23 protein-coding genes are annotated in these 25,763 nt (G+C 65.7%); 9 read left to right on the top strand and 14 right to left on the bottom strand.

Annotated features, from left to right (window positions below; all coding sequences use genetic code 11):
* Together upp and FJV43_RS10380 are read right to left on the bottom strand one after the other, a co-directional pair.
* A complete protein-coding gene (gene upp / locus FJV43_RS10385; RefSeq protein ID WP_061020773.1) occupies positions 1 to 636 on the bottom strand; it encodes a uracil phosphoribosyltransferase in 636 nt (211 codons plus the stop codon).
* Positions 637 to 704: 68 nt separating this feature from the next.
* Complete coding sequence (locus FJV43_RS10380; RefSeq protein WP_239626745.1) at positions 705 to 1,445, bottom strand: crotonase/enoyl-CoA hydratase family protein; 741 nt, start codon at positions 1,443 to 1,445, stop codon at positions 705 to 707.
* Positions 1,446 to 1,531: 86 nt separating this feature from the next.
* Here FJV43_RS10380 and FJV43_RS10375 point away from each other — a divergent pair, with 86 nt between their 5' ends.
* Positions 1,532 to 2,113, top strand: coding sequence for a TetR/AcrR family transcriptional regulator (locus FJV43_RS10375; protein WP_239626743.1), 582 nt, complete (start codon positions 1,532 to 1,534; stop codon positions 2,111 to 2,113).
* Positions 2,114 to 2,437: 324 nt separating this feature from the next.
* Here the strand turns inward: FJV43_RS10375 and FJV43_RS10370 are convergent, their stop codons facing one another.
* From FJV43_RS10370 to FJV43_RS10340, 7 genes are all read right to left on the bottom strand, one after another.
* Positions 2,438 to 2,815: a hypothetical protein gene (locus FJV43_RS10370; RefSeq protein ID WP_345946183.1), complete on the bottom strand. Its 378-nt coding sequence runs from the start codon at positions 2,813 to 2,815 to the stop codon at positions 2,438 to 2,440.
* 47 nt (positions 2,816 to 2,862) lie between these two features.
* Entirely contained in the window at positions 2,863 to 3,051 is a 189-nt protein-coding gene (locus FJV43_RS10365) for a hypothetical protein (protein WP_239626739.1), read from the bottom strand.
* A gap of 112 nt (positions 3,052 to 3,163) precedes the next feature.
* Positions 3,164 to 3,562: a hypothetical protein gene (locus FJV43_RS10360; RefSeq protein WP_239626737.1), complete on the bottom strand. Its 399-nt coding sequence runs from the start codon at positions 3,560 to 3,562 to the stop codon at positions 3,164 to 3,166.
* Between the two features lie 125 nt (positions 3,563 to 3,687).
* On the bottom strand, positions 3,688 to 4,605 hold the full coding sequence (gene dapA / locus FJV43_RS10355; protein WP_239626735.1) for a 4-hydroxy-tetrahydrodipicolinate synthase: 918 nt from the start codon (positions 4,603 to 4,605) through the stop codon (positions 3,688 to 3,690).
* A gap of 24 nt (positions 4,606 to 4,629) precedes the next feature.
* On the bottom strand, positions 4,630 to 4,884 hold the full coding sequence (locus FJV43_RS10350) for a hypothetical protein (protein WP_239626733.1): 255 nt from the start codon (positions 4,882 to 4,884) through the stop codon (positions 4,630 to 4,632).
* Between the two features lie 139 nt (positions 4,885 to 5,023).
* Positions 5,024 to 5,302 (bottom strand): hypothetical protein, encoded by a 279-nt coding sequence (locus tag FJV43_RS10345; protein ID WP_239626731.1) that lies wholly within the window; start codon positions 5,300 to 5,302, stop codon positions 5,024 to 5,026.
* A gap of 22 nt (positions 5,303 to 5,324) precedes the next feature.
* Positions 5,325 to 5,792, bottom strand: coding sequence for a hypothetical protein (locus FJV43_RS10340; protein ID WP_239626729.1), 468 nt, complete (start codon positions 5,790 to 5,792; stop codon positions 5,325 to 5,327).
* Between the two features lie 616 nt (positions 5,793 to 6,408).
* Between FJV43_RS10340 and FJV43_RS10335 the strand changes: the two genes are divergently transcribed.
* The 6 genes from FJV43_RS10335 (at position 6,409) to FJV43_RS10310 (ending at position 14,621) form a co-directional block, all read left to right on the top strand.
* Positions 6,409 to 6,498, top strand: a complete 90-nt coding sequence (locus tag FJV43_RS10335; protein ID WP_239626727.1) for a K(+)-transporting ATPase subunit F — start codon at positions 6,409 to 6,411, stop codon at positions 6,496 to 6,498.
* 113 nt (positions 6,499 to 6,611) lie between these two features.
* A complete protein-coding gene (kdpA, locus tag FJV43_RS10330; protein WP_239626725.1) occupies positions 6,612 to 8,315 on the top strand; it encodes a potassium-transporting ATPase subunit KdpA in 1,704 nt (567 codons plus the stop codon).
* Between the two features lie 24 nt (positions 8,316 to 8,339).
* Complete coding sequence (kdpB, locus tag FJV43_RS10325; RefSeq protein WP_239626723.1) at positions 8,340 to 10,457, top strand: potassium-transporting ATPase subunit KdpB; 2,118 nt, start codon at positions 8,340 to 8,342, stop codon at positions 10,455 to 10,457.
* 108 nt (positions 10,458 to 10,565) lie between these two features.
* Positions 10,566 to 11,171 (top strand): K(+)-transporting ATPase subunit C, encoded by a 606-nt coding sequence (locus FJV43_RS10320; protein WP_239626721.1) that lies wholly within the window; start codon positions 10,566 to 10,568, stop codon positions 11,169 to 11,171.
* A gap of 40 nt (positions 11,172 to 11,211) precedes the next feature.
* On the top strand, positions 11,212 to 13,935 hold the full coding sequence (locus FJV43_RS10315) for a sensor histidine kinase KdpD (protein ID WP_239626720.1): 2,724 nt from the start codon (positions 11,212 to 11,214) through the stop codon (positions 13,933 to 13,935).
* The gene (locus FJV43_RS10310) at positions 13,932 to 14,621 is read left to right on the top strand and encodes a response regulator transcription factor (protein ID WP_239626719.1); all 690 of its coding nucleotides are present in this window, start codon (positions 13,932 to 13,934) and stop codon (positions 14,619 to 14,621) included. Before FJV43_RS10315 ends, FJV43_RS10310 begins: the two co-directional genes overlap by 4 nt.
* 81 nt (positions 14,622 to 14,702) lie before the next feature.
* Here FJV43_RS10310 and FJV43_RS10305 read toward each other — a convergent pair whose 3' ends face one another.
* The gene (locus FJV43_RS10305; RefSeq protein WP_239626709.1) at positions 14,703 to 15,587 is read right to left on the bottom strand and encodes a Ku protein; all 885 of its coding nucleotides are present in this window, start codon (positions 15,585 to 15,587) and stop codon (positions 14,703 to 14,705) included.
* 117 nt (positions 15,588 to 15,704) lie between these two features.
* Between FJV43_RS10305 and ligD the strand changes: the two genes are divergently transcribed.
* Complete coding sequence (gene ligD, locus FJV43_RS10300) at positions 15,705 to 18,392, top strand: DNA ligase D (RefSeq protein ID WP_239626708.1); 2,688 nt, start codon at positions 15,705 to 15,707, stop codon at positions 18,390 to 18,392.
* 92 nt (positions 18,393 to 18,484) lie between these two features.
* Here ligD and FJV43_RS10295 read toward each other — a convergent pair whose 3' ends face one another.
* On the bottom strand, positions 18,485 to 18,649 hold the full coding sequence (locus FJV43_RS10295) for a DUF3309 family protein (RefSeq protein WP_074117325.1): 165 nt from the start codon (positions 18,647 to 18,649) through the stop codon (positions 18,485 to 18,487).
* Between the two features lie 181 nt (positions 18,650 to 18,830).
* On the opposite strand from FJV43_RS10295, the gene FJV43_RS10290 reads away from it, so the two are divergent.
* Positions 18,831 to 19,148, top strand: coding sequence for a polyhydroxyalkanoic acid system family protein (locus FJV43_RS10290; RefSeq protein ID WP_061877079.1), 318 nt, complete (start codon positions 18,831 to 18,833; stop codon positions 19,146 to 19,148).
* Between the two features lie 2 nt (positions 19,149 to 19,150).
* Here FJV43_RS10290 and treY read toward each other — a convergent pair whose 3' ends face one another.
* From treY to glgX, 3 genes are read right to left on the bottom strand one after another with little or no spacing between them, the layout of a single operon-like run.
* Complete coding sequence (gene treY / locus FJV43_RS10285) at positions 19,151 to 21,937, bottom strand: malto-oligosyltrehalose synthase (protein ID WP_239626705.1); 2,787 nt, start codon at positions 21,935 to 21,937, stop codon at positions 19,151 to 19,153.
* Between the two features lies 1 nt (position 21,938).
* A complete protein-coding gene (gene treZ, locus FJV43_RS10280) occupies positions 21,939 to 23,687 on the bottom strand; it encodes a malto-oligosyltrehalose trehalohydrolase (RefSeq protein WP_239626702.1) in 1,749 nt (582 codons plus the stop codon).
* Positions 23,684 to 25,762, bottom strand: a complete 2,079-nt coding sequence (glgX, locus tag FJV43_RS10275; RefSeq protein ID WP_239626700.1) for a glycogen debranching protein GlgX — start codon at positions 25,760 to 25,762, stop codon at positions 23,684 to 23,686. The genes treZ and glgX overlap by 4 nt, the downstream gene beginning before the upstream one ends.
* Between the last annotated feature and the right edge of the window lies 1 nt (position 25,763).

Genomic DNA, 25,763 nt, shown 5'->3' with positions numbered 1-25,763 from the left:
CTACTTGGTGCCGAACATCCGGTCGCCGGCATCGCCCAGGCCCGGCACGATGTAGCCGTGGTCGTTGAGCCGCTCGTCGATCGCGGCGGTCCAGATCGGCACGTCGGGATGCTCGCTCTCGAACTGCGCGATGCCCTCGGGCGCGGCCAGAAGACAGACGAAACGGATGTCGCGGGCGCCGCGCGCCTTGAGCAGGGAGGCGCCGGCGCAGGCCGAGTTGCCGGTCGCCAGCATCGGGTCCATCAGGATCACGGTGCGGTCGGACAGGTCCTGCGGCGCCTTGAAGTAATATTCCACGGCCTGCAACGTCTCGGGGTCGCGGTAGAGCCCGATATGGGCGATGCGCGCCGAAGGCATCAAGGCGAGCATGCCGTCGAGGAAGCCGACGCCGGCGCGCAGGATCGGCGCCAGCGTGAGCTTCTTGCCGGCGATCTTCGGCGCCCGCATCGGCGCGATCGGCGTCTCGATCTCGACCAGCTCCAGCGGCAGGTCGCGCGTCACCTCGTAGCACAGCAGCATCCCGATCTCGTTCAGGATCTCGCGAAAGCTCTTGGTCGAGCGGTCCTTCTCCCGCATCAGGGAGAGCTTGTGCTGGACCAGGGGGTGGGCGACGACGTTGACGTTGCTGGCGCTCATGAAACCGCTCTACACCGTTCCATGAAATTGCGCCAGATCGGCCGGGTCTTTTCCGTGGGAGACGCGGCCTAACGGGGCATCGCGACCGCGCTGCGGGCGCGGTTGCTCGCCTCGTAGGCAGCCATGGTCAGCTCGCGGTCGATCGCCATGCGCATGGCGTCCATGGCCGGCTGGCGCAGGCGCCTCTTCGCGGTCGCATGCGACGGCTTGTGGATGGCGCGCAAGCCAGCGATGATCTTCTCGAGCGTGGTGTCGACCATCTCCGGCGCGACCACGCGATCGAGAAGGCCGGCGGTCAACGCCTCCTCCGGCTCGTACATCTCGCCCAGCGTGGCGGTACGGCTGAGCCAGGCCGGATGCAGGCGGCTGCGCGCGAGCTCGATGGCAAAGCTGGGTGGCGCGATGCCGATCGCGACCTCGTTCAGCCCCATGCGGTGCGGTCCGCGTGCGCCGAGCCTGACGTCGCAGGCGAGCAGCAGGAACGCCCCCATCGGATAAGCATGGCCCTCCATCACGCCGATGGTCGGATGCGGAAACGACATCAGCCGCAGCGCAAGCTCCGCGCCGGCCCGGACCATCTCGAGGCTCCTGGCGGCATCGCCCGAGGCGAACACTTTCAGGTCGAAGCCGGCGGAAAAGACGCCCGGCCGCGCCGAGCGCAGCACCACGATCTCCGCTTCCGTCTCGGCACGGTCGAAGGCGGCTGCGATCTCGCCCAGCATCGCGGCCGACATCGCATTGACCTTGCCGTCGTCGAGCCCGATCCGCGCCACGCCGTCTCTGAGTTCGTAGGTCACTCCCTTGGGCATCTGCCTCTCCCTGTCATGGTCATGTCTTGACTGTCGGAGGCTGATGTAGACCAATCAATATAAACTCTTGACCGGAGGAGAGTGCCATGCCGGCCGTGCCAAAGCACCGTCAGCCCATCATCAATGCCGCGGTGACCCTGTTCCGCCGGCAGGGATTTGCCCGCACCGGCCTTAACGACATCGTCGACGTCAGCGGCGCGCCGAAGGGATCGCTCTACCATTACTTTCCGGACGGAAAATCCTCGATCGCGGTGGCAGCGGTGGAGGAGGCGGGGCGCCGCGTCGCGGCGACGGTCGCCAGGCTCGCGGCGGAGTGCGGCTCGACCGGCGAGCTGTTGCGCGCGCACGCAAGGCTGCTGGCAGGCTGGATGCAGGGCTCCGGCTTCCGCAACGGCTGCCCGATCACGACCGTGCTGCTCGAGCTCGCGCCGCGCGAACGGGCCGTGTCGGAGGCCGGTCGCAAAGCCTATGCGGCGCGTCTGGCGATCCTGCGCGACAAGCTGGTCGCCGACGGCTTCGCCAGGCCACGGGCGGAGGCGCTGGCCGTGCTCTGCACGTCGGCGCTGCAGGGCGCATTGATCCAGGCCCGCGTCGAGCGTAGCCGCCGGCCGATCGAAGTCACCGCGGGCGAGCTGGCACGGCTGATCGAAGCGGAGCGGATGAGCTAAAGCATGATCCGGAAAAGTGCGCGGCGGTTTTCCGAAAAGATCATGCTTAAACAACAACCTAAAGCGCGATGACGATTCATCCTAATCGCATCGCGCTTTAGACTCCAAGCCCGCGCGCCACCAGCGTGATCACGAGCGTCAGGATGCCGCCCCAGACCAAGCTCAGCGTCATCGTCAGAATGGTCACGGTTATTGCCTGCTCCAGAGTTCCCCTGAAGGGCTGCATGCTAGCCGTCCGAGGTCGGGTTCGCGGTGGCGCGCATGCCGAGCAGCAACGCGCCCATCAATGCGACCAGGATGACGATCTTGAGCTCGATCATGTCGTTACCTCGCAAGGCGCGCCAGGCGCCGCTTCGCCCCGCTCAGCCATCGCGCCGCCAGCGCGCCCAGCGGATTGCCCTGGTTCGCGACGTCGAGCTCGAAGGCCTCGGCCGGAAACACCAGCGCGAATCGTGCCGGTGCGCTCTGCCGGTTGGCGAAATCGATCGCGGAGCTCCTGAACAGGAAGAGGCCGCCGACGCGCCCCCTGGCCTCGCGGGCCACCCAGAGCCCGGCACGGTTACGTCCGATGAAGAAAGCGGGAATGGCGGTACTGACGACATCAGGGTCGAGTGGCTTCAGTGCCGTCGTCGTGCCGATTTCAGGCGCCGTCGTTCGCGACTCCGGCAGGCGGTGCACGGCTTGAAGGGCGATCGCGGCCATGGCGGCCTCCTCACAGATCTGCAAGGTCACGACGTCTGCCGCGCCGGTCAGGCGGGGAGATGCCAGACATGGATTGCGGTTCTCAGCGCGATCAGCGCGGTGAGCACGCTGCCCATCGAGAGCAGGCCGAGCGCCCGGAGCGCGATACGCTCGAGCCGGGCCTTGCGCGCTTCGGAGATGCGCGCCGTGCGTTCGGCGCCGAAGGGCCGGTCGAAACCATGTGTCAGGATCGACATCGTGGAAGTCCTTGTCCTTGGCGCAGCGAGACGGCCGCTCCAATCTGCCGCTTATGATGTCCATCGTTGCGTAGGATTGCGAGATGAGCGCCGGTGCATCCGCATATGAATGTCATAAAGATGCCGATCCTCGCGCCGGCAGCCCTCTGAAGAGATCGGGGTTCCGCTTCGGTCGGGGGGCCTGAGACGGCGCGGAATCCGAATGCGTGATCTCGACCGCCGCGGCAAAGGCGAGGCGCAGCCGCGGCTCCTCGATCTGCCTGCAGAACCGGTCCAGGATGTCCGCCGCGTTCTGTGGCTGCCCGCTGATCGCCGCGCAGAGCTGGGAACTGGTTCGCCGGAAGAAGTGGAACGTCTCGTCGGCGGTGCGCCGTCCCCCGAGGCGATCGAGCTCCGCCGCGAGTGCTGCAACGTTGAGCCTGTCGGCTTCATCCCGTGTCACGGCAAAGCGCAGCAGCGCCAGCTTCCAGGCGTGGAGCAGCCTGTCAGATCCATCGAGCGGGTTGAGCATGCAATTCCGGACGGCCTAGAGCATGATCCGGAAAAGTGTGCAGCGGTTTTCCGAAGAGATCATGCTCAAACAATAACCTCGAGCGCGGTGACGATTCATCCCAATCTCATCGCGCTATAGCCGCGTCAGGCTCCGACGCTGTCGATCAATTCTTCGTCGGCGATCGCAGCGAATGCGCGCACCACGCCTCTCTGCGCGGCTGCGTCCAGCGGCACGATCGGAAGCCTGGTGGCGGCGGACATCAGGCCAAGGAGGTTGAGACCGTATTTGAGCGCGGCCGGACTTTCCCTGGACAGGCAGGCGATGAGCGGGATCAGGCGCTTGTGCAGATAGCGGGCGGATTGCAGCCGGCCCTGCCTGACGTGCGAGAAGATCGTGCGACAGAGATCCGGCGCGATGTTGGCGACTTCCGAGATCGCGCCATCGCCGCCGTCCGCGATGAAGCCGAATGTGGTGGTGTCGTCGCCGGAGAGAAAGCGAAAACTTGCCGGCAAGTTGCGGGACAGCCGCATCGGACGGGTGATGTCACCGCTCCCATCGCGGAGGCCGACGAACTGGCGGGACTCGACCAGACGCAGAAGCGTCTCGTCGGCGAGCGGGCGCAGCGTGCGGGAGGGATTGTCGTGCAGGATCACGGGCAGCCCGATCGCACCGGCGATGGTGCGGAAATGCGCGAGCATGCCTTCCTGCATCGGCTTGTTGTAGGCGGGCACGACCGACATGACGGCATCGGCGCCGGCCGCCTCCGCCCGCCGCGCAAGCTCGATGGCGTGGCTGGTTGCGTTGGATACCGCGCCTGCGATGACCCGCACGCGGCCGCGAGCGACGTCGACCGCGGTGCGAATGACGAGCTCCTGCTCGGCCGACGAGAGCGTCGGCGCTTCCCCGGCCGTCTCGCAGACCACGATGGCCGGCACGCCGGCCGCGACCTGTCGCTCGCACAGTGCGGCGAACGCCGCGAGATCGATCGCATCTGCCCCGTCGAACGGGGTCGGCAGGTCGGGAATGAATCCGGTGAACCAGGCGGCGGGAGGGATGAGCATTGGTTTTCCCCTGTTGGCGCTGGCTCAGGCGGCGCGCTGCGCGACGGTGGTATTGGGGCTCTTGCCCATGTCGAGCTCGATCTCGCGCGGCAGCTCGACGATGGTTTCGGGATGCTGTCCGTTCTCGAACAGTGCATATTTGATCGCCTGGGCGCGGCTGACGAACAGGCCGCCATAGAGGCCGTTCTGCTCCTGAGCGACCCATTGCCCCCGGCGATTGCGGCCGATGAAGACGATGGTCGAGGGCGAGCTGCACGAGGGAGGTTCGACGAGTTTCACGGGTTTGATCCTTCTGAACGACGCCGGCTTCGGACGCAGGTCCTCGCCGGCGTGCTCAATATCCTCAGTCGCGAATATGATTTCGAGGGCGGGTGAGCCGCGATCTCATAGGAAGATCATAAAGCCGGAGCCGTGCGGTTCAGGCCGGATCGATGACGACGTGGACCAGCGCGAACAGTGCGCCGAACGCGACAGCCTCGTCCCAATGATTGAGCGCAGCTCCGAACAGCGGCTCCCGCCTGACGAGGCTGGCGAGCGCGCACAGGACGATCGACATCCAGAGCAGGACGGCGAGGCTCCGGCCGAAGCCGACGCTGCCGAATGCGGCAAAGCCCATGAGCAGCACGAGGCGGACGGCGAATCGCGCGATCACGCGCGCCGGGCTCAGCATGCGCGGCATGTCCGGAGCTTGCGGCATGGCCTCGATCCGTCGGGCGTGTCTAGGCGAAGTTGTCGCAGACGACCGGCTCGCAGAGCGGATCCGGGACGGGACGAACGGAAGGAACGCTCGGCCGCGATACATCCGCCGGCAGCGCCCGGACGTCGAGGAACGCCGACATCAGGGCGAGCGCGAGGTCGGCATGGCACGCCTCGACCGCGGCGTCCAGCCAGTCCGGCAGCTCTCGCTCGCGCGACAGCGCGCAATGCCACTCGCCCTCGTCATAGGCGATGCGGCGGACCTGCCACATCGGCAGCTCCAGCTCCATCAGCACCAGCGCCGCGTCGGCCCATGCCTCGGCGTCGATCAGGCGTGTGAGGCGTTCGGTGCGGCCGTTCTGGCCGAGCGAGGGGATGCGCCGGCAGGCCGTTTCGATGATCTCGATCATCAACGGTCGCGTCATCGCCTGCGCATTGCGCAAGCGGTCGCCGAGTGATGGGGGATCGTAGCGTCGGAGAGCAGCGGTCATGTCAGGCCTCCTGGAGTTGGCGTCGGTCAGTCGGCCGGCCTCTCCAAGATGGCCCGGAGGGCATTTGAAAACGAGATAGGGATCGGGCGAGAGATATAGGGATTTCATAAGTGTACGGAGTCTTCCGTCCAGGCGCGCCGGATCTTCGACTGTCATCTCCGCCGAAGGTGGGGGCTTATAGAAGAAGGGCTTTTTGAAAAGACCTTGGCCACGGCTTGCTGTAACCACGATTGCGAGGGCGATGGTGGGCCGCGCCGCTGCGCTGCCGACCCGGAACGACCGCCTGGAATGCATTGCCGGCGTCACGTCGCCGCCGGTCATGGCGAGCCGGCCTTTATGAGATTCCTATAACGTCGCCATAGGCTCCATCTCGAAAACCTATGTGCGCGGTGGCAAGTCAGTGCAGTGAAAGTTCCAGGCGGGCGCCGCGGGACATGCGCTGTGCTTGATCAATCGCAAGCTGCCTGCCGGAATCAGAGACATGGTTGCGCCAGAGGCAGAGCGCAACGAGGAGCACTTCGATGATGGACATTCTCATGCTGGCGCTGGGCTTCGGCTTCTTCGCGCTCGCGATCGGTTACACCTACGCCTGCGAACGGCTGTGAGGGAGCGGACCATGATCTTCGACTATACGCTCGCCGGCGCCGTCTCGTTCGGCCTCCTGGTCTATCTCACCTACGCACTGCTGCGGCCCGAACGGTTCTGACGCCGTGCTGCTGCTCGTCGAATTGCTGCTGGCCGACGCTGCGCTCGTCGCGGGCCTGCTTGCGCTGCTCCTGCCGCTATTGCGCCGGACCCGAAGCCTGAAGGGTTAATGCCATGACTGTCATCGGTTGGTTCCAGATCATTCTTTATTGTGCGATCGTCGTCGCGCTGACCATGCCGCTCGGCTGGTACATGACGCGCGTGTTCAACGGCGAGCGCACATTCCTGTCGCCCGTCCTGCGCCCGATCGAGGCCGGCATCTATTGGATCTCCGGTGTCGACGAGAGGCGGGAGCAGCACTGGCTGACCTACACGGTCGCCATGCTGTTGTTTCATGTCGGCGGCTTCCTCATCATCTACGGCCTGATGCGGCTCCAGGCCATGCTGCCCTTCAATCCGGCCGGGCAGTCCGCGGTCGCCGAAGACCTGTCGTTCAACACCGCGATTTCCTTCATCACCAACACCAACTGGCAGAACTACGGCGGCGAGAGCACGCTGTCCTATCTGACCCAGATGGTCGGCCTCACGCACCAGAACTTCCTGTCGGCGGCGACCGGCATCGTGCTCGCGGTCGCGCTGATCCGCGGCTTTGCCCGCGCCTCGATGCGCACCGTCGGCAATTTCTGGGTCGATGTGACCCGCTGCACCCTTTATATCCTGCTGCCGATCTGCATCGTCTTCACGTTGTTCCTGGTCTGGCAGGGCATGCCGCAGACGCTCGGGGCCTATGTCGAGGCGACCACGCTCGAAGGCGCCAAGCAGACCATCGCGGTCGGCCCGGTCGCTTCGCAGGTCGCGATCAAGATGCTCGGCACCAATGGCGGCGGCTTCTTCAATGCCAACGCCGCGCACCCCTTCGAGAATCCGACCGCGCTGTCGAACTTCGTGCAGATGCTGTCGATCTTCGTGCTTGGCGCTGCGCTGACCAACGTGTTCGGCCGCATGGTCGGCAACCAGCGCCAGGGTTGGGCGATCCTCGCCGTGATGGGCGTGCTGTTCGTCGCCGGCGTCGGCGTCTGCTATTGGGCGGAAGCCAACGGCACCTCGACCATGCATGCGCTGGGCCTGACCGGCGGCAACATGGAAGGTAAGGAGGTCCGCTTCGGCATCGTCGCGTCCTCGCTGTTCGCCGTGATCACTACGGCCGCCTCCTGCGGCGCCGTCAATGCCATGCACGACAGCTTCACCGCGCTCGGCGGCATGATCCCGCTGATCAACATGCAGCTCGGAGAGATCATCGTCGGTGGCGTCGGCGCCGGCATGTACGGCATGCTGCTGTTCGTCATCCTCGCGATCTTCGTCGCGGGCCTGATGGTCGGCCGCACGCCGGAATATGTCGGCAAGAAGATCGAGGCGCGCGAGGTCAAGATGGCGATGCTCGCCATTCTCGTCCTGCCGCTGATGATTCTCGGTTGGACCGCCGTCGGCGTGGTCTATCCGGCGGCGGTCGCCTCCATGGCGAATGCCGGGCCGCACGGCTTCACCGAAGTGCTGTACGCCTTCACCTCGGGGACCGCCAACAACGGCTCGGCCTTCGCAGGCCTCACCGGCAACACCTTCTTCTACAATCTCACGCTCGCCAGCGCGATGTTCGTCGGCCGCTTCTTCATGATCGTGCCGGCGATGGCGATCGCGGGATCGCTCGCGGCGAAGAAATCGATCCCGCCGTCGATGGGCACGTTCCCGACCACCGGTGGCCTGTTCGTCGGTCTCGTCGTCGGCGTCATCCTGATCATGGGCGGCCTGACGTTCTTCCCGGCGCTCGCCCTCGGCCCCATCGTCGAGCAACTCGCGATGAACGCCGGCAACCTGTTCTGATCCAGCTCTTTCGGAGTGACCTCCATGGAACCCGTCCATAAACCCAACAAGCGCATGCCGGTGTCGGCGATGCTGGATCCCAGGATCGTGATGCCGGCGATCGGCGCGGCTTTCGCCAAGCTGGATCCGCGCGCCATGATCAAGAACCCGGTCATGTTCGTGGTCGAGATCGTCGCTGCGCTCACCACCGTGATCTTCCTGCGCGATCTGCTGACCGGCGGGGAAAATCTCGGATTCACCTTCCAGATCATCCTCTGGCTGTGGTTCACCGTGCTGTTCGCCAACCTTGCCGAAGCAGTCGCCGAGGGCCGAGGCAAGGCGCAGGCCGAGACGCTGCGCAAGACCCGCACCGAGAGCCAGGCCAAGCTCCTGAGCGGCGCGAGCCGCGATTACAAGCTCGTATCAGGCACGAGCCTGAAGGTCGGCGATCTCGTGCTGGTCGAGGCGGGCGACACGATCCCCTCGGACGGTGAGGTGATCGAGGGCGTCGCCTCCGTCAACGAGGCCGCCATCACCGGCGAGTCGGCGCCCGTGATCCGCGAATCCGGCGGCGACCGTTCGGCGGTGACCGGCGGCACGCAGGTGCTGTCGGACTGGATCCGCGTCCGCATCACGGCAGCCCAGGGCTCGACCTTCATCGACCGCATGATCAAGCTGGTCGAGGGCGCCGAGCGGCAGAAGACGCCGAACGAGATCGCGCTCAACATTCTGCTCGCCGGCCTCACCATCATCTTCGTGTTCGCCACCGTGACGATCCCGAGCTATGCGGCCTATGCCGGCGGCTCGATCTCGGTGATCGTGCTGGTTGCGCTGTTCGTGACGCTGATCCCGACCACCATCGGCGCGCTGCTGTCGGCGATCGGCATCGCCGGCATGGACCGCCTGGTCCGCTTCAACGTGCTGGCGATGTCCGGCCGCGCGGTCGAAGCCGCCGGAGACGTCGACACGCTGTTGCTCGACAAGACCGGCACCATCACGCTCGGCAACCGGCAGGCGACCGCGTTCCGTCCCGTGCGCGGTGTGACCGAGCAGGAATTGGCCGACGCCGCCCAACTCGCCTCGCTGGCGGACGAGACGCCGGAAGGTCGCTCCATCGTCGTGCTGGCGAAGGAGAAGTACGGTATCCGCGGCCGCGACATGGCGGAGCTCGGCGCCACCTTCGTTCCGTTCACGGCGCAGACCCGCATGAGCGGTGTCGATGCCGGCGGCTCGTCGGTGCGCAAGGGTGCGGTCGATGCCATCCTCAATTATGTCAACGGCGGCGCGCCGACGGCGGTCGCCTCGGGCAACGCGGCGCGGGCCATCCAGCCCGCGGCGCTCTCCGACGTTGCGCGCGAGATCAGCGCCATCGCCGACGAGATCTCGAAGTCCGGCGGCACGCCGCTCGCGGTGGCCAGGGACGGCCGCCTGCTCGGGATCGTCCAGCTCAAGGACATCGTCAAGGGCGGCATTCGCGAGCGCTTCGCAGAGCTGCGTCGCATGGGCATCCGCACCATCATGATCACCGGCGACAATCCGATGACGGCCGCCGCCATCGCCGCGGAAGCCGGCGTCGACGACTTCCTGGCGCAGGCAACTCCCGAGGACAAGCTCAAGCTGATCCGCGACGAGCAGGCCAAGGGCAAGCTGGTCGCCATGTGCGGCGACGGCACCAACGACGCGCCGGCGCTCGCCCAGGCCGACGTCGGTGTCGCCATGAACACCGGCACCCAGGCCGCCCGCGAGGCCGGCAACATGGTCGACCTCGACTCCAACCCGACCAAGCTCATCGAGGTGGTCGAGATCGGCAAGCAGCTCTTGATGACGCGCGGCGCGCTGACGACGTTCTCGATCGCCAACGACGTGGCCAAGTACTTCGCGATCATCCCGGCGATGTTCCTGGCGTTCTACCCCCAGCTCAACGTGCTCAACGTCATGAACCTGTCGAGCCCGCAGAGCGCCATCCTATCGGCGATCATCTTCAACGCGTTGATCATCATTGCGCTGATCCCGCTCGCGCTGAAGGGCGTCGCCTATCGCGCGGTCGGTGCCGGTGCGTTGCTGCGGCGTAACCTCTTGATCTACGGGCTTGGCGGCATCGTCATTCCCTTCATCGGCATCAAGGCGATCGACCTCGTGGTGACCGCCTTGCATTTGGCATAACGCCGTCATTGCGAGGAGCGAAGCGACGAAGCAATCCAGACTGCCTCCCAAGAACGCCCCTGGATTGCTTCGCTTCGCTCGCAATGACGAAAGAAAGGAAGACTTCAAATGCTCAGAGAAATCCGCCCCGCCATCGTCCTCTTGCTGGCGCTCACCGCCATCACCGGCCTTGCCTATCCGCTCGCGATGACCGCCATTGCCGGCACGTTGTTTCCCGTGCAGGCGCAGGGCAGCCTCATCGAGAAGGACGGCAAGGTGGTCGGCTCCGCCCTGATCGGGCAGGAGTTCAAGGACGACAAGTACTTCCATGGCCGTCTCTCGGCGACGCTTGCGCCGGACCCCAATGATTCGACCAAGACGGTGTCGGCCCCCTACAACGCCGCCAATTCGGGCGGCTCCAACCTCGGCCCGACCAGCAAGGCGCTGGCCGACCGGCTCAAGGAAGATGTCGACAAGCTCAGGCGCGAGAATCCGAACGCGGCCGTGCCGGTCGACCTGGTGACGACCTCGGCCAGCGGCCTCGACCCGAACATCTCGCCGGAAGCGGCGCAATTCCAGGTGCCGCGCGTGGCAAAGGCGCGGAATCTGCCTGAGGATCAGGTCAAGCAGCTCGTGACCGCCAACACCGAAGGCCGTCTGCTCGGCCTGCTCGGCGAACCCAGGGTTAACGTTCTGGCGCTGAATCTCGCGCTCGATCGCATGGCCGCGAAGTAGCAGTCTAGGCTCGCGGCACGCAGATGATTATATTGGCGAGATGGTCCGAGAGCGCCGCGATCCCGAACAACGTCCCTCTCCCGAAGCGCTGCTGGAAGCCGCGCGCCGGGAGGAGAGTGCCAGCGGCAAGCTGAAGATCTTCGTCGGCGCCGCTCCCGGCGTCGGCAAGACCTACGAGATGCTGCAAAGCGCCCATGCCAAGCGCAAGGCCGGCATCGATGTCGTGGTCGGGTTCGTCGAAACCCATGGCCGCGCCGAGACCGAGGCGCTGGTGCGCGGCCTCGAAGTGGTCCCGCGCAAGAGGCTGGAGTACCGCGGCCAGATTGTCGAGGAGATGGATCTCGATGCGGTGATCGCGCGGCGGCCGCAGATTGCTTTGGTCGATGAACTCGCCCACACCAACGCGCCCCTTTGCCGCCATCCCAAGCGCTATCTCGACGTCGAGGAGCTGCTCTCCCACGGCATCGACGTCTACACCGCCGTCAACATCCAGCACATCGAGAGCCTGAACGACGTCGTTGCCCAGATCACCCATGTCAGGGTCCGCGAGACCGTGCCGGATTCGGTATTCGACCGCGCCGATGCGATCGAGCTGATCGACCTGACGCCGGACGATCTGATCCAGCGGCTGAAGGAGGGCAAGGTCTATGTGCCCAAGCAGGCCGAGCGGGCGCTGGAGCATTATTTCTCGCCGGGCAATCTCACCGCGCTCCGTGAGCTCGCACTGCGGCGCACCGCCGAGCGGGTCGACGAGCAGCTGCTCAACCACATGCAGGCCAATGCCATCGCCGGGCCCTGGGCCGCGGGTGAGCGCATCCTGGTCTGCGTCAGCGAGGATCCACGGGCCGCCGGCCTCGTGCGCTACACCAAGCGGCTGGCCGACCGGCTGCATGCGCCTTTCACCGCGATCTCGATCGAGACGCGGAGATCCCTGCAATTGTCGGACGAGGAGCGCGATCGGCTGGCCGACACGTTGCGGCTGGCGGAAGCCCTCGGCGGCGAAGCGCTGACCATTCCCGCCGTCGGCCGCCGTATCGCCGATGACGTCGTCAATTTCGCGCAAGGCAACAACGTCACCCAGATCGTGATCGGCAAGTCGACGCGCTCGCGCTGGTTCGAGATGACGCGCGGCTCCGTCGTGCACGACCTGGTGCGCCGCGCCGGCAACATCACCGTCCACGTCATCGCCGGTGACGAGATGCCCGGCGAGGCCGCGCCCAAGACCGCGGTGCAGACCGCCGCGCGGTCGGAGCCGTTCAATCCGCTGCCCTATCTGAAGGCGCTCGGCATCGTGCTGATCGGCCTCGGCGCCGCGGAGCTGATCCAGCCCCGCTTCGGCATCGAGAACGTCGACCTCGTGCTGCTGACGGCGGTGGTCGTGGTTGCCGTGCGCTATGGCCTATGGCCGTCGCTGCTGGCGACCGTCGCCGCCTCGCTGTCCTACAATTTCTTCTTCCTGCCGCCGATCTACACCTTCACGATCACCGACCCGACCAACGTCGCCGCCTTCGTGCTGTTCATGGTGGTGGCGATGATCGTCTCCAATGTCGCGGCGCGCGTGCGCATCCAGGCCGACACCGCGATCGGCCGGATCAGGATGACCGAGCAGCTCTATGCCTTCAGCCGCAAGCTCGCCGGCACCGCCACGCTCGACGACGTGCTGTGGGCGACCGCCTACCAGATCGCGTTGATGCTGAAGGTGCGCGTGGTGCTGCTGCTGCCTGACGAGGGCCTGCTCACGGTGAAGTCCGGCTATCCGCCCGAAGACGAGCTCGACCAGGCCGATCTTGCCGCCGCCAATTGGGCCTGGAGCAACGATCGCCCCGCCGGCCGCGGCTCGGACACGTTGCCGGGCGCAAAGCGGCTGTTTCTGCCGATGCGAACCGGGCGCGGCCCGATCGGCGTCATCGGCATCGACAACGACCGCACCGGCCCGCTGCTGACGCCGGACCAGCGCCGGCTGCTCGATGCGCTGGTCGACCAGGGCGCGCTCGCGATCGAGCGCGTGCTGCTGGTCGAGGACATGGACCGCGTCAAGCGCACGGTCGAATCCGAGCGGCTGCGCTCGGCGCTGTTGACCTCGATCTCGCATGATCTGAAGACGCCGCTCGCCTCCGTGTTGGGAGCGGCCTCCACCATGCGCGATCTCGCCGGCGCCCTCTCCGACACCGAGAAGCGCGACCTGCTCGCCACCGTGATTGACGAATCCGAGCGGCTCAACCGCTTCATTGCCAATCTGCTCGACATGACCAAGCTCGAATCCGGCGCTATCGTGCCCAATACGGCGCTGCACGATCTCGGCGAAATCGTGGGCAGCGCGCTGCGGCGCGCCAGCAAGATCCTCAACCGACACAAGGTCGAGCTGGTGCTGGCCGCCGATCTGCCGATGCTCCAGCTCGATGCCGTGCTGTTCGAGCAGGTGCTGTTCAATCTGCTCGACAATGCCGCAAAATATTCGCCGCCAGAGACCACGATCTCGATTCGCGGCCGGCGCGAGAGCGGTCATGTCGTGCTCGATATCGCCGACGAGGGGGCCGGCATTCCGCCTGACGAGCTCGAGAGCGTGTTCGACAAGTTCTATCGCGCGCAGAAAGGCGATCACGTCCGGCCCGGCACCGGGCTCGGGCTCGCCATCTCCCGCGGCTTCGTCGAGGCGATGCGCGGCACGATCTCCGCCGCCAATCGCAGCGAGCGGAGCGGCGCGGTCCTCACCATTCGCCTGCCCGTTCCGGCAGAGAGCCACGCATTGGATACCGCCGCATGAGCGCTGCTCCGATCAAGGTCCTGGTCATCGACGACGAGCCGCCGATCCGCAAACTGCTGCGGATGGGGCTGACGACGCAAGGCTACGAGATCCTGGAGGCGTCGAACGGCAAGGCTGCACTGGAGAAGCTTGACGAAGGGCCGGCGCTGATCATCCTCGATCTCGGCCTGCCCGACGTTCAGGGGCATGATCTGCTCCGCACCATGCGCGCCCGCAACGAAGGCGTGCCGATCGTGGTGCTGTCGAGCCGCGGCGACGAAGCCGGCAAGGTGCAGGCGCTCGATCTCGGCGCCGACGATTATCTGACCAAGCCGTTCGGCATGGAGGAGCTTTTGGCGCGCCTGCGCGCCGCGCTGCGCCACCAGCTTCAGGTCAAGGGCGAGCGCCCTGTGTTCCGCACCGGCGATCTCTCCGTCGATCTGGTCCGTCGCATCGTCAAGGTCGGCGAGCGCGAAGTGAAGCTCTCGCCGAAGGAATATGACCTGTTGCGCGTGCTGGTGCAGCATGCCGGCAAGGTGCTCACGCACAGGTTCCTGCTGAAGGAGCTGTGGGACGAACTGACCGACGCGCAATATTTGCGTGTCTATGTCCGCCAGCTCCGGCAGAAGATCGAAGCAGATCCGGAACGGCCGCAATACGTGCTGACGGAAACCGGGATCGGGTACCGGCTGAAGGCGGGGGATTAGCACCGTCGAGCGAGCCGTCATGGCCGGGTCAAGCCCGGGCATGACGACGGAGGTTGAGGCGCGAGCTCACGTCGAGCCGGATTAGCCCGCCTTCCGATGCCTCGCCGTCGACCGGTGCGGCTTCTTCGCGGCGCGATGCCGTCCGCTCGCACGCCGCGTATGGGATTGCGTCGCCGTCTTCTTCCCGCCGCGTCCCTTCAGGCTCTGCTTCAGCGCGTCCATCAGGCTGACGACGTTGCTCGGTCGCTCCTCGGGCTCCGGCAGCTCGATCTTCTTGCCGCTGGCCTTGCGCTTCACCAGCGCCTTCAGCGCGTCCTCGTACTCGTCCTTGAACTTGCCGGGGTCGAAATGCGCCGCCTTGGTGCGCAGGATATGGCCGGCGAGCTCGACCATGTCCTTGGTGATCTTCGGGCTCTTGATGTCGTCGAAGAACTGGTCCTCCTCGCGCAGCTCGTATGGGAAACGCAGCGTGGTGCCGAGCAGGCCCTTGCCGAGCGGCTCGATCGCCATCACGTGCTCGCGGTTGGTCAGCACGATCTTGGCGAGCGCGACGCGCTCCTCGTCCTTCATGGCGTCGCGGATCACGGCGAAGGCGTCGACCGCGGCCTTGCCGTCGGGCGCGATGTAATAGGGATGGTTGAGATAGCGCTGGTCGATCTCATCGCGCGGCACGAAGCTCTCGATGTCGATGGTGTGATTGCTCTCGATCTGGACCGCTTCGAGCTCCTCCGGCTCGATCTCGACATATTTGCCCTTGCGCAGCTCGTAGCCGCGGCCCTTCTGGTCGCTCTCGACGACGTCGCCGGTCTCGGAATCGATCATCTGCTGCTTGAGCCGGTTCCCGGTCTCGCGGTTGATCAGGTGAAACCGCGTCTTCTCGGCCGCAGTGGTCGCCGGATAAAGCACGACCGGGCAACTAACCAGCGACAGCTTCAACGTTCCCTTCCAATAGGCGCGCGGGGCCATTCCGTTCTCCAGCGTTTTCAAGGCGTTTTGGAACCCCAACCGTCCCATAGGGTTTTGGTTCCGGGCGGGACTTTCGCCGTGATAGGCTTGGATGCCGAAAGAGAAGCGGGACCGGTCGTGCTGCAAAAACTCTCCACTTACCGACGGAAGCGGGATTTCGAAAAGACGCCCGAACCATCGGGCAAGAGCGCAGTGGCGCCGTCGAAGCAGCGGCGCTTCGTCATCCAGAAGCACGACGCCAGCCGCCTGCACTACGATCTGCGACTCGAATTCGACGGAGTGTTCAAGTCCTGGGCGGTGACGAAAGGACCCTCGCTCGATCCGCACGACAAGCGGCTGGCAGTCGAGGTGGAAGACCATCCGCTCGACTATGGCGATTTCGAAGGCACGATTCCGGAAGGGCAATATGGCGGCGGCACGGTGATGCTGTGGGACCGCGGCACCTGGGAATCGGATGACCCGGAAGCCGGCTTCAAGAAGGGCGATCTGAAGTTCACCCTGCACGGCGAGAAGCTGCATGGAAGCTGGGTGCTGGTGCGCATGCGCAACGACCGTACCGGCGGCAAGCGTACCAACTGGCTCCTGATCAAGCATCGTGACGAATATGTCCGCGAAGGCGCGGACAACGACGTTCTCGACCAGGACAAGTCCGTCGCCTCCGGCCGCGCGATGGAGCAGATCGCCGAAGGCAAGGGTCGCGCGCCAAAGCCGTTCATGCTGGCCAATGGTCCTAAGGGTCCCAGGGGCAGGGCCGATGCAGTCTGGCAATCCAACCGTGCCGAGGAGACGAAAGGGCGCACGGTCAAGCCGGCGCCGCGCACCGCGCTGAAGGACGGCAGAGCGGCGAAGAAGAGAGCCACGACTTCGACGAGCGCCAGCAAGGTCGCGGAGATGCCGGATTTCGTCGCGCCGCAGCTCTGTACGCTGGTGGAGCGGCCGCCGGCCGACCAGGGCTGGTGCCACGAGATCAAGTTTGACGGCTACCGGGTGCAGCTCCGGGTCGAGGCCGGCGAGGCGACGCTGAAGACGCGCAAGGGTCTCGACTGGACCGGCAAGTTCGCCTCCATTGCCAAGGAAGCGGCTGCGCTGCCCGACGTGATGATCGACGGCGAGATCGTCGCGCTCGACCATAACGGCGCGCCGAACTTCTCCTCGCTGCAGGCTGCGTTGTCCGACGGCAAGACCGACGAGCTGATCTTCTTTGCCTTCGACCTGCTCTTCGCCGAGGGCGAGGATGACCGCCGCCTGCCGCTCGGCGAACGCAAGGCCCGGCTGAAGGAGCTGCTGGAGTCCGGCAGGCGGAAATCGAGCCAGCTCCGCTATGTCGAGCATTTCGAGAGCGGCGGCGATGCCGTGCTGCAATCGGCCTGCAAGCTCGAGCTCGAGGGCATCGTCTCGAAGAAGCTGAACGCGCCCTATCGTTCCGGCCGCACCGAGAGCTGGGTCAAGTCGAAATGTCGCGCCGGCCACGAGGTGGTGATCGGCGGCTACAAGACCACGAACGGCAAGTTCCGCTCGCTGATGGCGGGCGTGCAGCGCGGCGATCATCTCGCCTTTGTCGGCATGGTCGGCACCGGCTTCGGCGCGGACAAGGTCAAGCGCATCATGCCTGCTTTGAAAGCCATGGCGGCCAAGGACAGCCCCTTCGGCGGCAAGAATGCGCCGAGGAAGACCCGCGACGTGCACTGGCTGAAGCCGGAGCTCGTCGCCGAGATCGAGTTCGCCGGCTTCACCGCCGACGGCAACATTCGCCAGGCGGCGTTCAAGGGACTGCGGCAGGACAAGCCTGCCGAGGAGGTCGAGGCGGAGACGCCCGTCGACACCGAGCTCGCCGAGCCCTCCGCCACGAAGGCGGCGCGCACGAAGGCGGGGCGGCAGTCGAAGCAGACCGCTCAAAATACCGAGGTCATGGGTGTCGTCATCTCCAAGCCGGACAAAGAGCTGTGGCCTGACGACGGCGATGGCGGCGTCGTCACGAAGCTGGACCTTGCCCGCTATCTCGAAGCCGTCGGCGAATGGATGATCGTGCACCTCAAGGGCCGGCCGTGTTCGCTGATCCGCGCGCCGGACGGCATCAAGGGCGAGTGCTTCTTCCAGCGCCATGCGATGCAGGGGACGTCGAACCTTCTGGAGCTCGCAAGGGTCTCCGGCGACCGCAAGCCCTACCTTCAGATCGATCGGATCGAGGGGCTCGCCGCCGTGGCGCAGATCGGCGGCGTCGAGCTGCATCCCTGGAATTGCGCGCCTTATGCCTATGACACGCCGGGTCGGCTGGTGTTCGATCTCGATCCCGCGCCCGACGTCGACTTCGCCGGCGTCGTCGAGGCGGCCAAGGAGATGCGGCAGCGCCTTTCCGACATCGGCATGGACAGCTTCTGCAAGACCACGGGCGGCAAGGGCCTGCACGTCGTGGTGCCGCTGCTCCACGGTGCGCGCGACAAGGTGAGCTGGAAGGAGGCCAAGGCGTTCGCGCAGGGCGTCTGTCAGTGGATGGCCGACGACGATCCCGAACGCTACCTGATCAACATGTCGAAGAAGCTGCGCAAGGGAAAGATCTTCCTGGATTATCTGCGCAACGACCGCATGTCCACGGCGGTGGCCCCCTTGTCGCCGCGGGCGCGCGCCGGGGCCACGGTATCGATGCCGCTGACCTGGGCGCAGGTGAAGAGCGATCTCGATCCCAAGCGCTACACGCTGCGCTCCGTGCCGGGCCTGTTGCCGCGATCGAAGGCGTGGGAGGGCTATGACGATGCCGCCGTTTCGATCAAGGCGGCGATGAAGAAGCTGGCGGCGAAGGTAAAGTAGGCGCTTTCCAAGACGTCATTCCGAGCTGCGCGAAGCGCAGACCCGGAATCCAGCGGTGTGGCGCGGGCGCGCGCCCGGAATGACCGCCCTGACTAGATCCGTCCCATCAGTAGCAGGATCAGCAGGATGATGATGACGAGCCCGAGGCCGCCGCCACCATAATATCCGGTGCCGTAGAACGGCCCGCCGCCGATGCCGCTGAAGCCGCCAAGCAGGGCGATGATCAGAATGATCAGAATGATCGTGCCGATTGACATGCGAGTCTCCTCCAGCCCTTTGTTGAAAGGGTCGTTTGCACCTGTCCCGTCGTGCGGGGGCAACTTGCCGCAGGTTGTAAAGTTCCCGCATTGAAACAAGGCCGAGGGTCCAACTTGCATGGAACCTTTGCAGGTGCAGCGGGCATGACTATGTGGGAAGAGCCATCACCGGACAGGAACCATGTCAGCACCGCTTGTCGTTTCAATCCCGCATCGTCTCGGCCGCGAGGAGGCGGTGCGCCGGCTCAAGACCGGGCTTGGCCGCGCCGCGGCAAGCATTCCGGTAATGCAGGTCGAGGAGGAACGCTGGACCGGCGACAGCATGAATTTCCGCATCCGCGCGCTTGGGCAGATCGCGACCGGCCAGGTCGACGTCGCTGACGACCAGGTCAGGGTCGAGGTGGTGCTGCCCTGGCTGTTGCAGCGCTTTGCCGAGATGGCGCAGGCGACGATCAGGAAGCGGGGCCAGTTGCTGCTGACCAAGGACGGCGGCAAGTAGCCTCAGCCGCGTACGCGCTGCCGCATCGGCTTCACCGCGTTCGCAGTCCGCGCCTCGATGACGGCTACGGGAAGATCGCGCCAGGCCTGCGCGAGCCGGACTTCGTTCCCCGCAAGGCCCGTCGCGGTATAGCCGCTGATATCGACGGTCGCATCGAAGCCTTCCACCGCGGGCCATTCCCGGCCCCCTTGGGTAAACGGTGCGAAATGACGCCCGACCACGACGATCGCGGCCGCGCGGCCATGACGGCGCGCAAAGGCGATCACGTGGTCGGCATGTGCGCCGCGCACCTCGAGCGGCTGATAATCACCCCGGGCGAATACGTCGCCGAGTCCGTTGCGCAGCTTGAGAAGATGCCGCGTCCAGGCAAGCTTGAGCTGGCCGTCCGGCCAGCTCTTGCTCAGGCCGCGCCAATCCGGATCCTCCAGCGAGCTCAGCGCCGTGTGGCGTGCGACAAAGTCCACCGGGCGGCGGTTGTCGGGGTCGACCAGCGACAAATCCCAGAACTCGGTGCCCTGATAGAAGTCCGGCACGCCCGGCAGCGTCGCCTTGAGCGTGAGCTGGCTCAGCGAGTTCAACGTGCCGAGCAGTGCTACGCGGCGAGCCAGCGTTTGCAATGCCTCCAGGAATTCTGCGGACCGGGCGGGATCGAGGATCTTCCCGACGAAGTCCCGTATGCCGTCCTCATAGGTTTCATGCGGGTTGAGCCAGCTCGTCTCCTCCTTGCCCTCGCGCGCGGCCTTGAGCGCATAGGCCTGGATGCGCTCGACGAAAGCGGCATCGGCCGGCTCCTCGAGCGGCCAGGCGCCGAGCAACGTCTGGTAGAGCATGTATTCGAACGTCGCCGACGGCGCGCGGAAACTGCCATGGTGCGTCAGATGCGGCGCGTTCAACACCTTCCAGCGCGCCACCGCGCTGGTCCATTCGCCGGGAATCTCGCTGAGCGCGGCGATGCGCGTGCGGGCATCCTCGCCGCGTTTCGTGTCGTGCGTGGCGGTCGCGGTCATGCCTTGCGGCCATTCCCTGGCGCGGGTCTGCATGACCTGGTGGAAGGCGGGAACGGTGAGGCCGGTGCTCGCGGGATCGCCGCCGACCTCGTTCAGCGCAAGCAGCCGGTGGAATTGATAGAACGCGGTGTCCTCCAGCGACTTTGCCATCATCGGTCCGGTGAATTGCTGCACCTTCAGCGCGAAGCGGCGCACGCGCGTGGCGCTGTGCGGAGGGCGACCGGGCCTGAGCAGGTCCATGGTGAGGGCATCGCGCAGGAAGTCGAAGATGCCTTCGTCGGCGGCAAACCACTCCCCGCGGGCGCGCTCGATGGTGTCCTCGATCAGCTTGCGGTCGGGTGCCGTCGGGCCGCTGTGCGTCAGGTAGGTGCGATAGACCGGGAAATGCAGCACATAAAGCTCGAGCGCCTGCCGCAGGCTGTCGGCCGAGAAGTCCCGTGTCGAGTAGTGCCCGTTGGCGATGCGCGCGAGCAGACGCGACAGCACGGTGAATTCGCTGGCGAGCAACGTTTCCAGGACCCGCCGCTTGGCGTCCTTGACGTAAGGCGCAAGCCGCGGCGGCCGGTTGCTGATCTGCCGCCAGGTCTCGTCCAGCGCTTCGAGGCCTTTGGGATCGACCAGCACATGGGTGATGACGTTCATCCATTCATAGCCCGTGGTGCCCTGGACGCCGGCGAACTTCTGCAGGCGCTCGTGCTCGCACAGGATCTTTTCGATCACGGTATAGAAAGGCTTCGTGTTGCCCTGGGCGTCGCGCACCAAGCGGCGCAATCGCTGGCAATATTGTGCGGGGTCACGCAGGCCGTCGATGTGATCGAGCCGGATTCCCTGTAGTTTGCCGTCGGCGATGAGTTGCTTCACCAGCCGGTGCGTGGCGGCAAATGTGCCGGGATCCTCGACGCGCAAGCCGGCGAGGCCGTTGACGTCGAAGAAGCGGCGATAGTTGATGTCGCTGGAGGCGAGCCGCCAGTGCCCGAGCTTGTAGTGCTGGCGCTCCAGCAGATGATGCAGCGTCAGCGTCTGCGCCGGGCGGTCCTTGCCGGCGCGATACACGGCAAGGCCGCGGCCGATGACGTCGGCGGCGCCCGCGATCTCCTTGAGCTCGGTCTTGAAGACGGGAGCTTCCTTGCGATTGGGACGGCGCAGCCCCGTGTAGCGGGTCGCGAGCGACAGCAGGCGCTTGCCGGGCTCCGTCTCCGCCGCATCCGCCTCCTTGACGATCACGCGCAGAATTTCGCCATAGCGCTCAGGTGCGATCGGCAGGCGATGCTCGAAATACCAGGCGGAGAAACTTCCCTCTTCGGGATCGTAGCGCAGCTCGATCTCGCCGCGCTCCAGTGCCTCGCCGTAGGACAAGCCGAGGATGGGCAGCAGCACGCCGCCGCGGGCGCGGAAGGCCAGTTGATCCCAGTCGATGTCGAAGGAGGCGGCGTGCGGCGAGGCCTGGCCCCATTCCAGCACGTCGAGCCACCAGGGGTTGTCGGCGAAATGCACGCCGACATGGTTGGGCACGAAATCGATGATGAGCCCGAGATCGTGCGCCTCGAGCGCCTCGTTCAGTCGTGCGAAGCCGGCCTCGCCGCCGAGCTCGGGATTGAACTGGCTGTGATCGACGGTGTCGTAGCCATGGGTCGAGCCCTTGCGGGCCTTCATCACCGGCGAGGCGTAGAGGTGCGTGATACCCAGCGCCTTGAGATAGGGCACGACCGCGGCGGCCTTGTCGAAGTCGAAATCCGCGGTGAGCTGAAGCCGGTAGGTCGCGAGAAGAATGGCGGGAGGCATGTCAACCTCCGAGCCGCCAGACCACTGACCATGGCGGGAGCCGCTCGCTGGCGCCGCCCCAGATCGGCGTGCCCGCGCTGGTAGTGGAGGTGATCTCGTGATCCGACAGATTGGCGACGAGGCGCAACGTCGTGCCGTCGCCCATCCGCCAATGCGCGGTGAGCAGGCCGTTGTCGGCCGCCTCGGCGTCGCCGAAGCTTGCGCCCTTGAGCCGGGGCATGATCTCCTTGCGACGCAGCGCGAGCAGGTCTTTCACCAGCGCGAGCCGCGCGTCCTGTTGCGGCGTGCGGCCGGTCCAGTCGAGCACCGCGGATTGCAGCGTTGCCGGATCGAGCGGGTCGGGCACTTCGTCGCCGTATTTTTCGTAAGCCCAGGCATATTCCTGCTTGCGACCCTTGCGCACGGCCTCGGCGAGTCCGCCGTGGAAATCGCAGAAGAACGGGAAGGGGACCGTCGAGCCCCATTCCTCGCCCTGAAACAGCATCGGCACCATCGGCGCGAGCAGGGTCACTGCGAGGGCGGCCTCGATCTGTTCCGGCGATGCCAGGCTTTCCAGCCGCTCGCCAAGCGGACGGTTGCCGATCTGGTCGTGGTTCTGCAGGAAATTGACGAAGGTCGCCGGCGGCAGCTCACCGCTCGGCTCGCCGCGCGGCCTCTTGCCCCAGAATTCCGAGATCTCGCCCTGATAGACGAAGCCCGAGGCCAGCGCGCGCGCGAGGTCCATGCGCGGCGTCTGGTAGTCGGCGTAGTAACCGGCGAGCTCGCCGGTCAGCATCACATGCCAGACGTGATGATAGTCATCGTTCCACTGGCCGCGATATTTGCCGTTCGGCGGCTCTTGCGCGGCGTCGAGCAGGCTGGCGCGATTGTCGCCGTTCTCCAGCACGAGGTGGATGTGGCGTCCCGTGGCCTTGGCGAGCTCGCCGGCGGCAACGCTCAGGTCCTGCAGCATCGATTGCTCGCCGGGAATCGCCATGATGTGGTTGGCGGCATCCAGCCTCAGGCCGTCGAAGCGGTAGTCGCCGAGCCAGGACAGCGCGTTCTCGACGGCGAAGGCTCGCGCCTGCGGCACGCGATAATCGATCGCACTGCCCCACGGCGTGTGCGCATCGGTGAAGAAGGTCGGCGCATAGCGGCCGAGGTAGTTTCCTTCCGGGCCGAAATGATTGTAGACCACGTCGAGAAACATCATCAGCCCGCGCAGATGGGCCTCGTCGATCAGCGTCTTCAGGTCTTCCGGCCGGCCATAGGCGCTGTCGGGCGCATACCACAGCACGCCGTCATAGCCCCAGCCGCGGCGTCCGGCGAAATCAGCCAGCGGCATCAATTCGAGCGCGGTGATGCCGGTCGCCGCCAGATGATCGAGCTTGTCGATCATGGCGCGGTAGGTGCCCTCCGGCGTGAAGGTGCCGACATGAGTCTCGATCAGCACCGTCTCTTCCCAGGGCCGGCCGCGCCATTCGCGCGCGCGCCATACGAAGGCGTCGTGATCGATCACCTCGCTCGGGCCGAACACGTCCTCGGGCTGGAAGGCCGAAGCAGGATCCGGCACGTCGATCTCGTCGTCGATCCTGAACTTGTAGGGACTGCCGGCCGTGAGGCCGGCAATCTCTGCGACGTACCAGCCATCCTGCCGGCGCTGCATCGCGTGCCCGCGGTCGAGCAGGAGGTCGACGCGGCGCGCGGCGGGCGCCCATAGTCGGAACGACACGCCATCCTTCGTCGGCCTCGCCCCGAAGGACGGTCTCATAGCGCCCCCGCGAAGGCGAGCACGGAACGCGGCGGCGCCTTGCTGTCGCTCCCGGGCAGGAAGTCGATCGTATTCAGCATGGCATCGGTCGTGTTCAGGATCTGCTGCCAGCTCTTGTATTCGGTCATTTGCGGCAATTTGAATGCGATTTCTTCGGGAGCGGCGTTCAGTACGATAAAGATCGCAGCACCGCCCGGTTCCATCGGCCCCATCACATAGGAGAGGAACCGGCCTTCCGGGAATTTCCAGTCGCTCTCCGTCATCTCGTGGCCGGCTGGGGTCAGCCATAGCGCACCGTACGACACGCCGTCCTTGGGACGGCCATCGAGCCAGCGATGGCTGCGGAGCTGCGAGAACCGGCGGCGGATGTCGGCGAGATGGGCGACGAAGTCGACCATGTCGTCGCCCTCCTTGCCGAGATTGTCCCAGCCGACCCAGCCGACTTCGTTGTCCTGGCAATAGGCGTTGTTGTTGCCGGATTGCGAGTTGCCGACCTCGTCGCCGGCGAGGATCAGCGGAACGCCCTGCGCCAGCATCAGGCAGGCCAGCACGTTCTTGCGCAGCTGCCGGCGCAGGCTGATGATGTTCGGATCGTCGGTCGGACCCTCGACACCGCAATTGTTGCTGTGATTGTCGTTGGAGCCGTCGCGATTGTCCTCGCCATTGGCCTCGTTGTGCTTCTCGTTGTAGCTGAAGAGGTCGGCGAGCGTGAAGCCGTCGTGGACGGTGATGTGGTTGATGCTGGCGCGCGGTCGCCGTCCGTCGTGGTTGAACAGATCGGACGAGGCGGTCATGCGGCTGGAAATGTCGCCGATCAGGCTGCCTTCGCCGCTCCAGTAGCGGCGCATGGCGCTGCGATAGCGGTCGTTCCATTCCGACCATTGCGAGGGGAAGGCGCCGACCTGGTAGCCGCCGAGGCCAAGGTCCCATGGCTCGGCGACGAGCTTGACGGTCGCCAGCACCGGGTCCTGCCGGACCGCGGTCAGGAACGAGCTGCCGCGATCGAAGCCGTTCGGCCCGCGTGCCAGCGTGGTGGCGAGGTCGAAGCGGAAGCCGTCGACGTGGCAGACCTCGACCCAGTAGCGCAAGGAATCCATCACCATCTGCAGCACGCGCGGATGGGTGAGGTTCACCGACGAGCCGCAGCCGGTGAAGTCGTCGTAATAGCGCGGGTTCTCGCGGTTCAGCCAGTAATAGGAGGCGTTGTCGATGCCGCGATAGCACAGCGTCGGGCCGAGATGGTTGCCCTCGGCGGTGTGGTTGTAGACGACGTCGAGCATCACCTCGATGCCGGCATCGTGCAGCCGCGCCACCGTGGTGCGGAAGGAATCCAGTGCATTGTCCTGGGCGTAGCGCGGCTCGGGCGCGAAGAAGGACAGCGTATTGTAGCCCCAGTAATTGGCGAGCTTCTTTTCCACGAGGATGCGGTCGTCGACGAAGCTGTGGATCGGCAGCAGCTCGACCGTGGTGACGCCGAGCTTCTTCAGGTGCTCGATCATCGCCGGCGAGGACAGGCCGCCATAGGTGCCGCGCAGATTCGGCGGCACGTCGTCGCGCTTCTGCGTCAGGCCCTTGACGTGGGTCTCGTAGATGATGGTGTCTTCCCAGGGGATGTTGGGGCGGATCTCGCGGCGGCCCCAGTTGAAGGTCTCGTCGACCACGACGGCCTTCGGCATGCCCCGCGCATTGTCGCGCCGGTCGAAGGACAGGTCCTCGCGCGGGCTCCCGGTGCGGTAGGCAAAATGCGCATCGCTCCAGACCAGCCGCCCCGAGAGCCGCTTGGCATAGGGGTCGAGCACCAGCTTGTTGGCGTTGAAGCGGTGACCGTGCTCGGGCTCGTACGGGCCGTGCACGCGGTAGCCATAGAGCTGGCCGGGCGAAACGTCGTTGAGATAGCCGTGCCAGACATCCTCGGTCTTCTCAGGCAGTTCGATGCGCTCGAGCTCGCGGCGGCCTTGTGCGTCGAACAGGCAGAGCTCGACCTTCTGCGCGTTGGCGGAGAACAGCGCGAAATTGGTGCCGCGTCCGTCCCAGCTTGCGCCGAGGCGTGCGGGCGATCCAGCAGTCAGACGCATC

The organism is Bradyrhizobium sp. I71, assembly GCF_022354745.1.
GTDB classification, from domain to species: domain Bacteria; phylum Pseudomonadota; class Alphaproteobacteria; order Rhizobiales; family Xanthobacteraceae; genus Bradyrhizobium; species Bradyrhizobium liaoningense.
This window is presented reverse-complemented; position numbering and strand designations above follow the sequence as displayed.

Excerpts from the sequence above, each read along its gene's own strand:
- upp (WP_061020773.1), bottom strand. The coding sequence starts at position 636 with ATGAGCGCCAGCAACGTCAACGTCGTCGCCCACCCCCTGGTCCAGCAC.
- FJV43_RS10380 (WP_239626745.1), bottom strand. The coding sequence starts at position 1,445 with ATGCCCAAGGGAGTGACCTACGAACTCAGAGACGGCGTGGCGCGGATC.
- FJV43_RS10375 (WP_239626743.1), top strand. The coding sequence starts at position 1,532 with ATGCCGGCCGTGCCAAAGCACCGTCAGCCCATCATCAATGCCGCGGTG.
- FJV43_RS10370 (WP_345946183.1), bottom strand. The coding sequence starts at position 2,815 with ATGGCCGCGATCGCCCTTCAAGCCGTGCACCGCCTGCCGGAGTCGCGA.
- FJV43_RS10365 (WP_239626739.1), bottom strand. The coding sequence starts at position 3,051 with ATGTCGATCCTGACACATGGTTTCGACCGGCCCTTCGGCGCCGAACGC.
- FJV43_RS10360 (WP_239626737.1), bottom strand. The coding sequence starts at position 3,562 with ATGCTCAACCCGCTCGATGGATCTGACAGGCTGCTCCACGCCTGGAAG.
- dapA (WP_239626735.1), bottom strand. The coding sequence starts at position 4,605 with ATGCTCATCCCTCCCGCCGCCTGGTTCACCGGATTCATTCCCGACCTG.
- FJV43_RS10345 (WP_239626731.1), bottom strand. The coding sequence starts at position 5,302 with ATGCCGCAAGCTCCGGACATGCCGCGCATGCTGAGCCCGGCGCGCGTG.
- FJV43_RS10340 (WP_239626729.1), bottom strand. The coding sequence starts at position 5,792 with ATGACCGCTGCTCTCCGACGCTACGATCCCCCATCACTCGGCGACCGC.
- FJV43_RS10335 (WP_239626727.1), top strand. The coding sequence starts at position 6,409 with ATGATCTTCGACTATACGCTCGCCGGCGCCGTCTCGTTCGGCCTCCTG.
- kdpA (WP_239626725.1), top strand. The coding sequence starts at position 6,612 with ATGACTGTCATCGGTTGGTTCCAGATCATTCTTTATTGTGCGATCGTC.
- kdpB (WP_239626723.1), top strand. The coding sequence starts at position 8,340 with ATGGAACCCGTCCATAAACCCAACAAGCGCATGCCGGTGTCGGCGATG.
- FJV43_RS10320 (WP_239626721.1), top strand. The coding sequence starts at position 10,566 with ATGCTCAGAGAAATCCGCCCCGCCATCGTCCTCTTGCTGGCGCTCACC.
- FJV43_RS10315 (WP_239626720.1), top strand. The coding sequence starts at position 11,212 with ATGGTCCGAGAGCGCCGCGATCCCGAACAACGTCCCTCTCCCGAAGCG.
- FJV43_RS10310 (WP_239626719.1), top strand. The coding sequence starts at position 13,932 with ATGAGCGCTGCTCCGATCAAGGTCCTGGTCATCGACGACGAGCCGCCG.
- FJV43_RS10305 (WP_239626709.1), bottom strand. The coding sequence starts at position 15,587 with ATGGCCCCGCGCGCCTATTGGAAGGGAACGTTGAAGCTGTCGCTGGTT.
- FJV43_RS10295 (WP_074117325.1), bottom strand. The coding sequence starts at position 18,649 with ATGTCAATCGGCACGATCATTCTGATCATTCTGATCATCGCCCTGCTT.
- FJV43_RS10290 (WP_061877079.1), top strand. The coding sequence starts at position 18,831 with ATGTCAGCACCGCTTGTCGTTTCAATCCCGCATCGTCTCGGCCGCGAG.
- treY (WP_239626705.1), bottom strand. The coding sequence starts at position 21,937 with ATGCCTCCCGCCATTCTTCTCGCGACCTACCGGCTTCAGCTCACCGCG.
- treZ (WP_239626702.1), bottom strand. The coding sequence starts at position 23,687 with ATGAGACCGTCCTTCGGGGCGAGGCCGACGAAGGATGGCGTGTCGTTC.
- glgX (WP_239626700.1), bottom strand. The coding sequence starts at position 25,762 with ATGCGTCTGACTGCTGGATCGCCCGCACGCCTCGGCGCAAGCTGGGAC.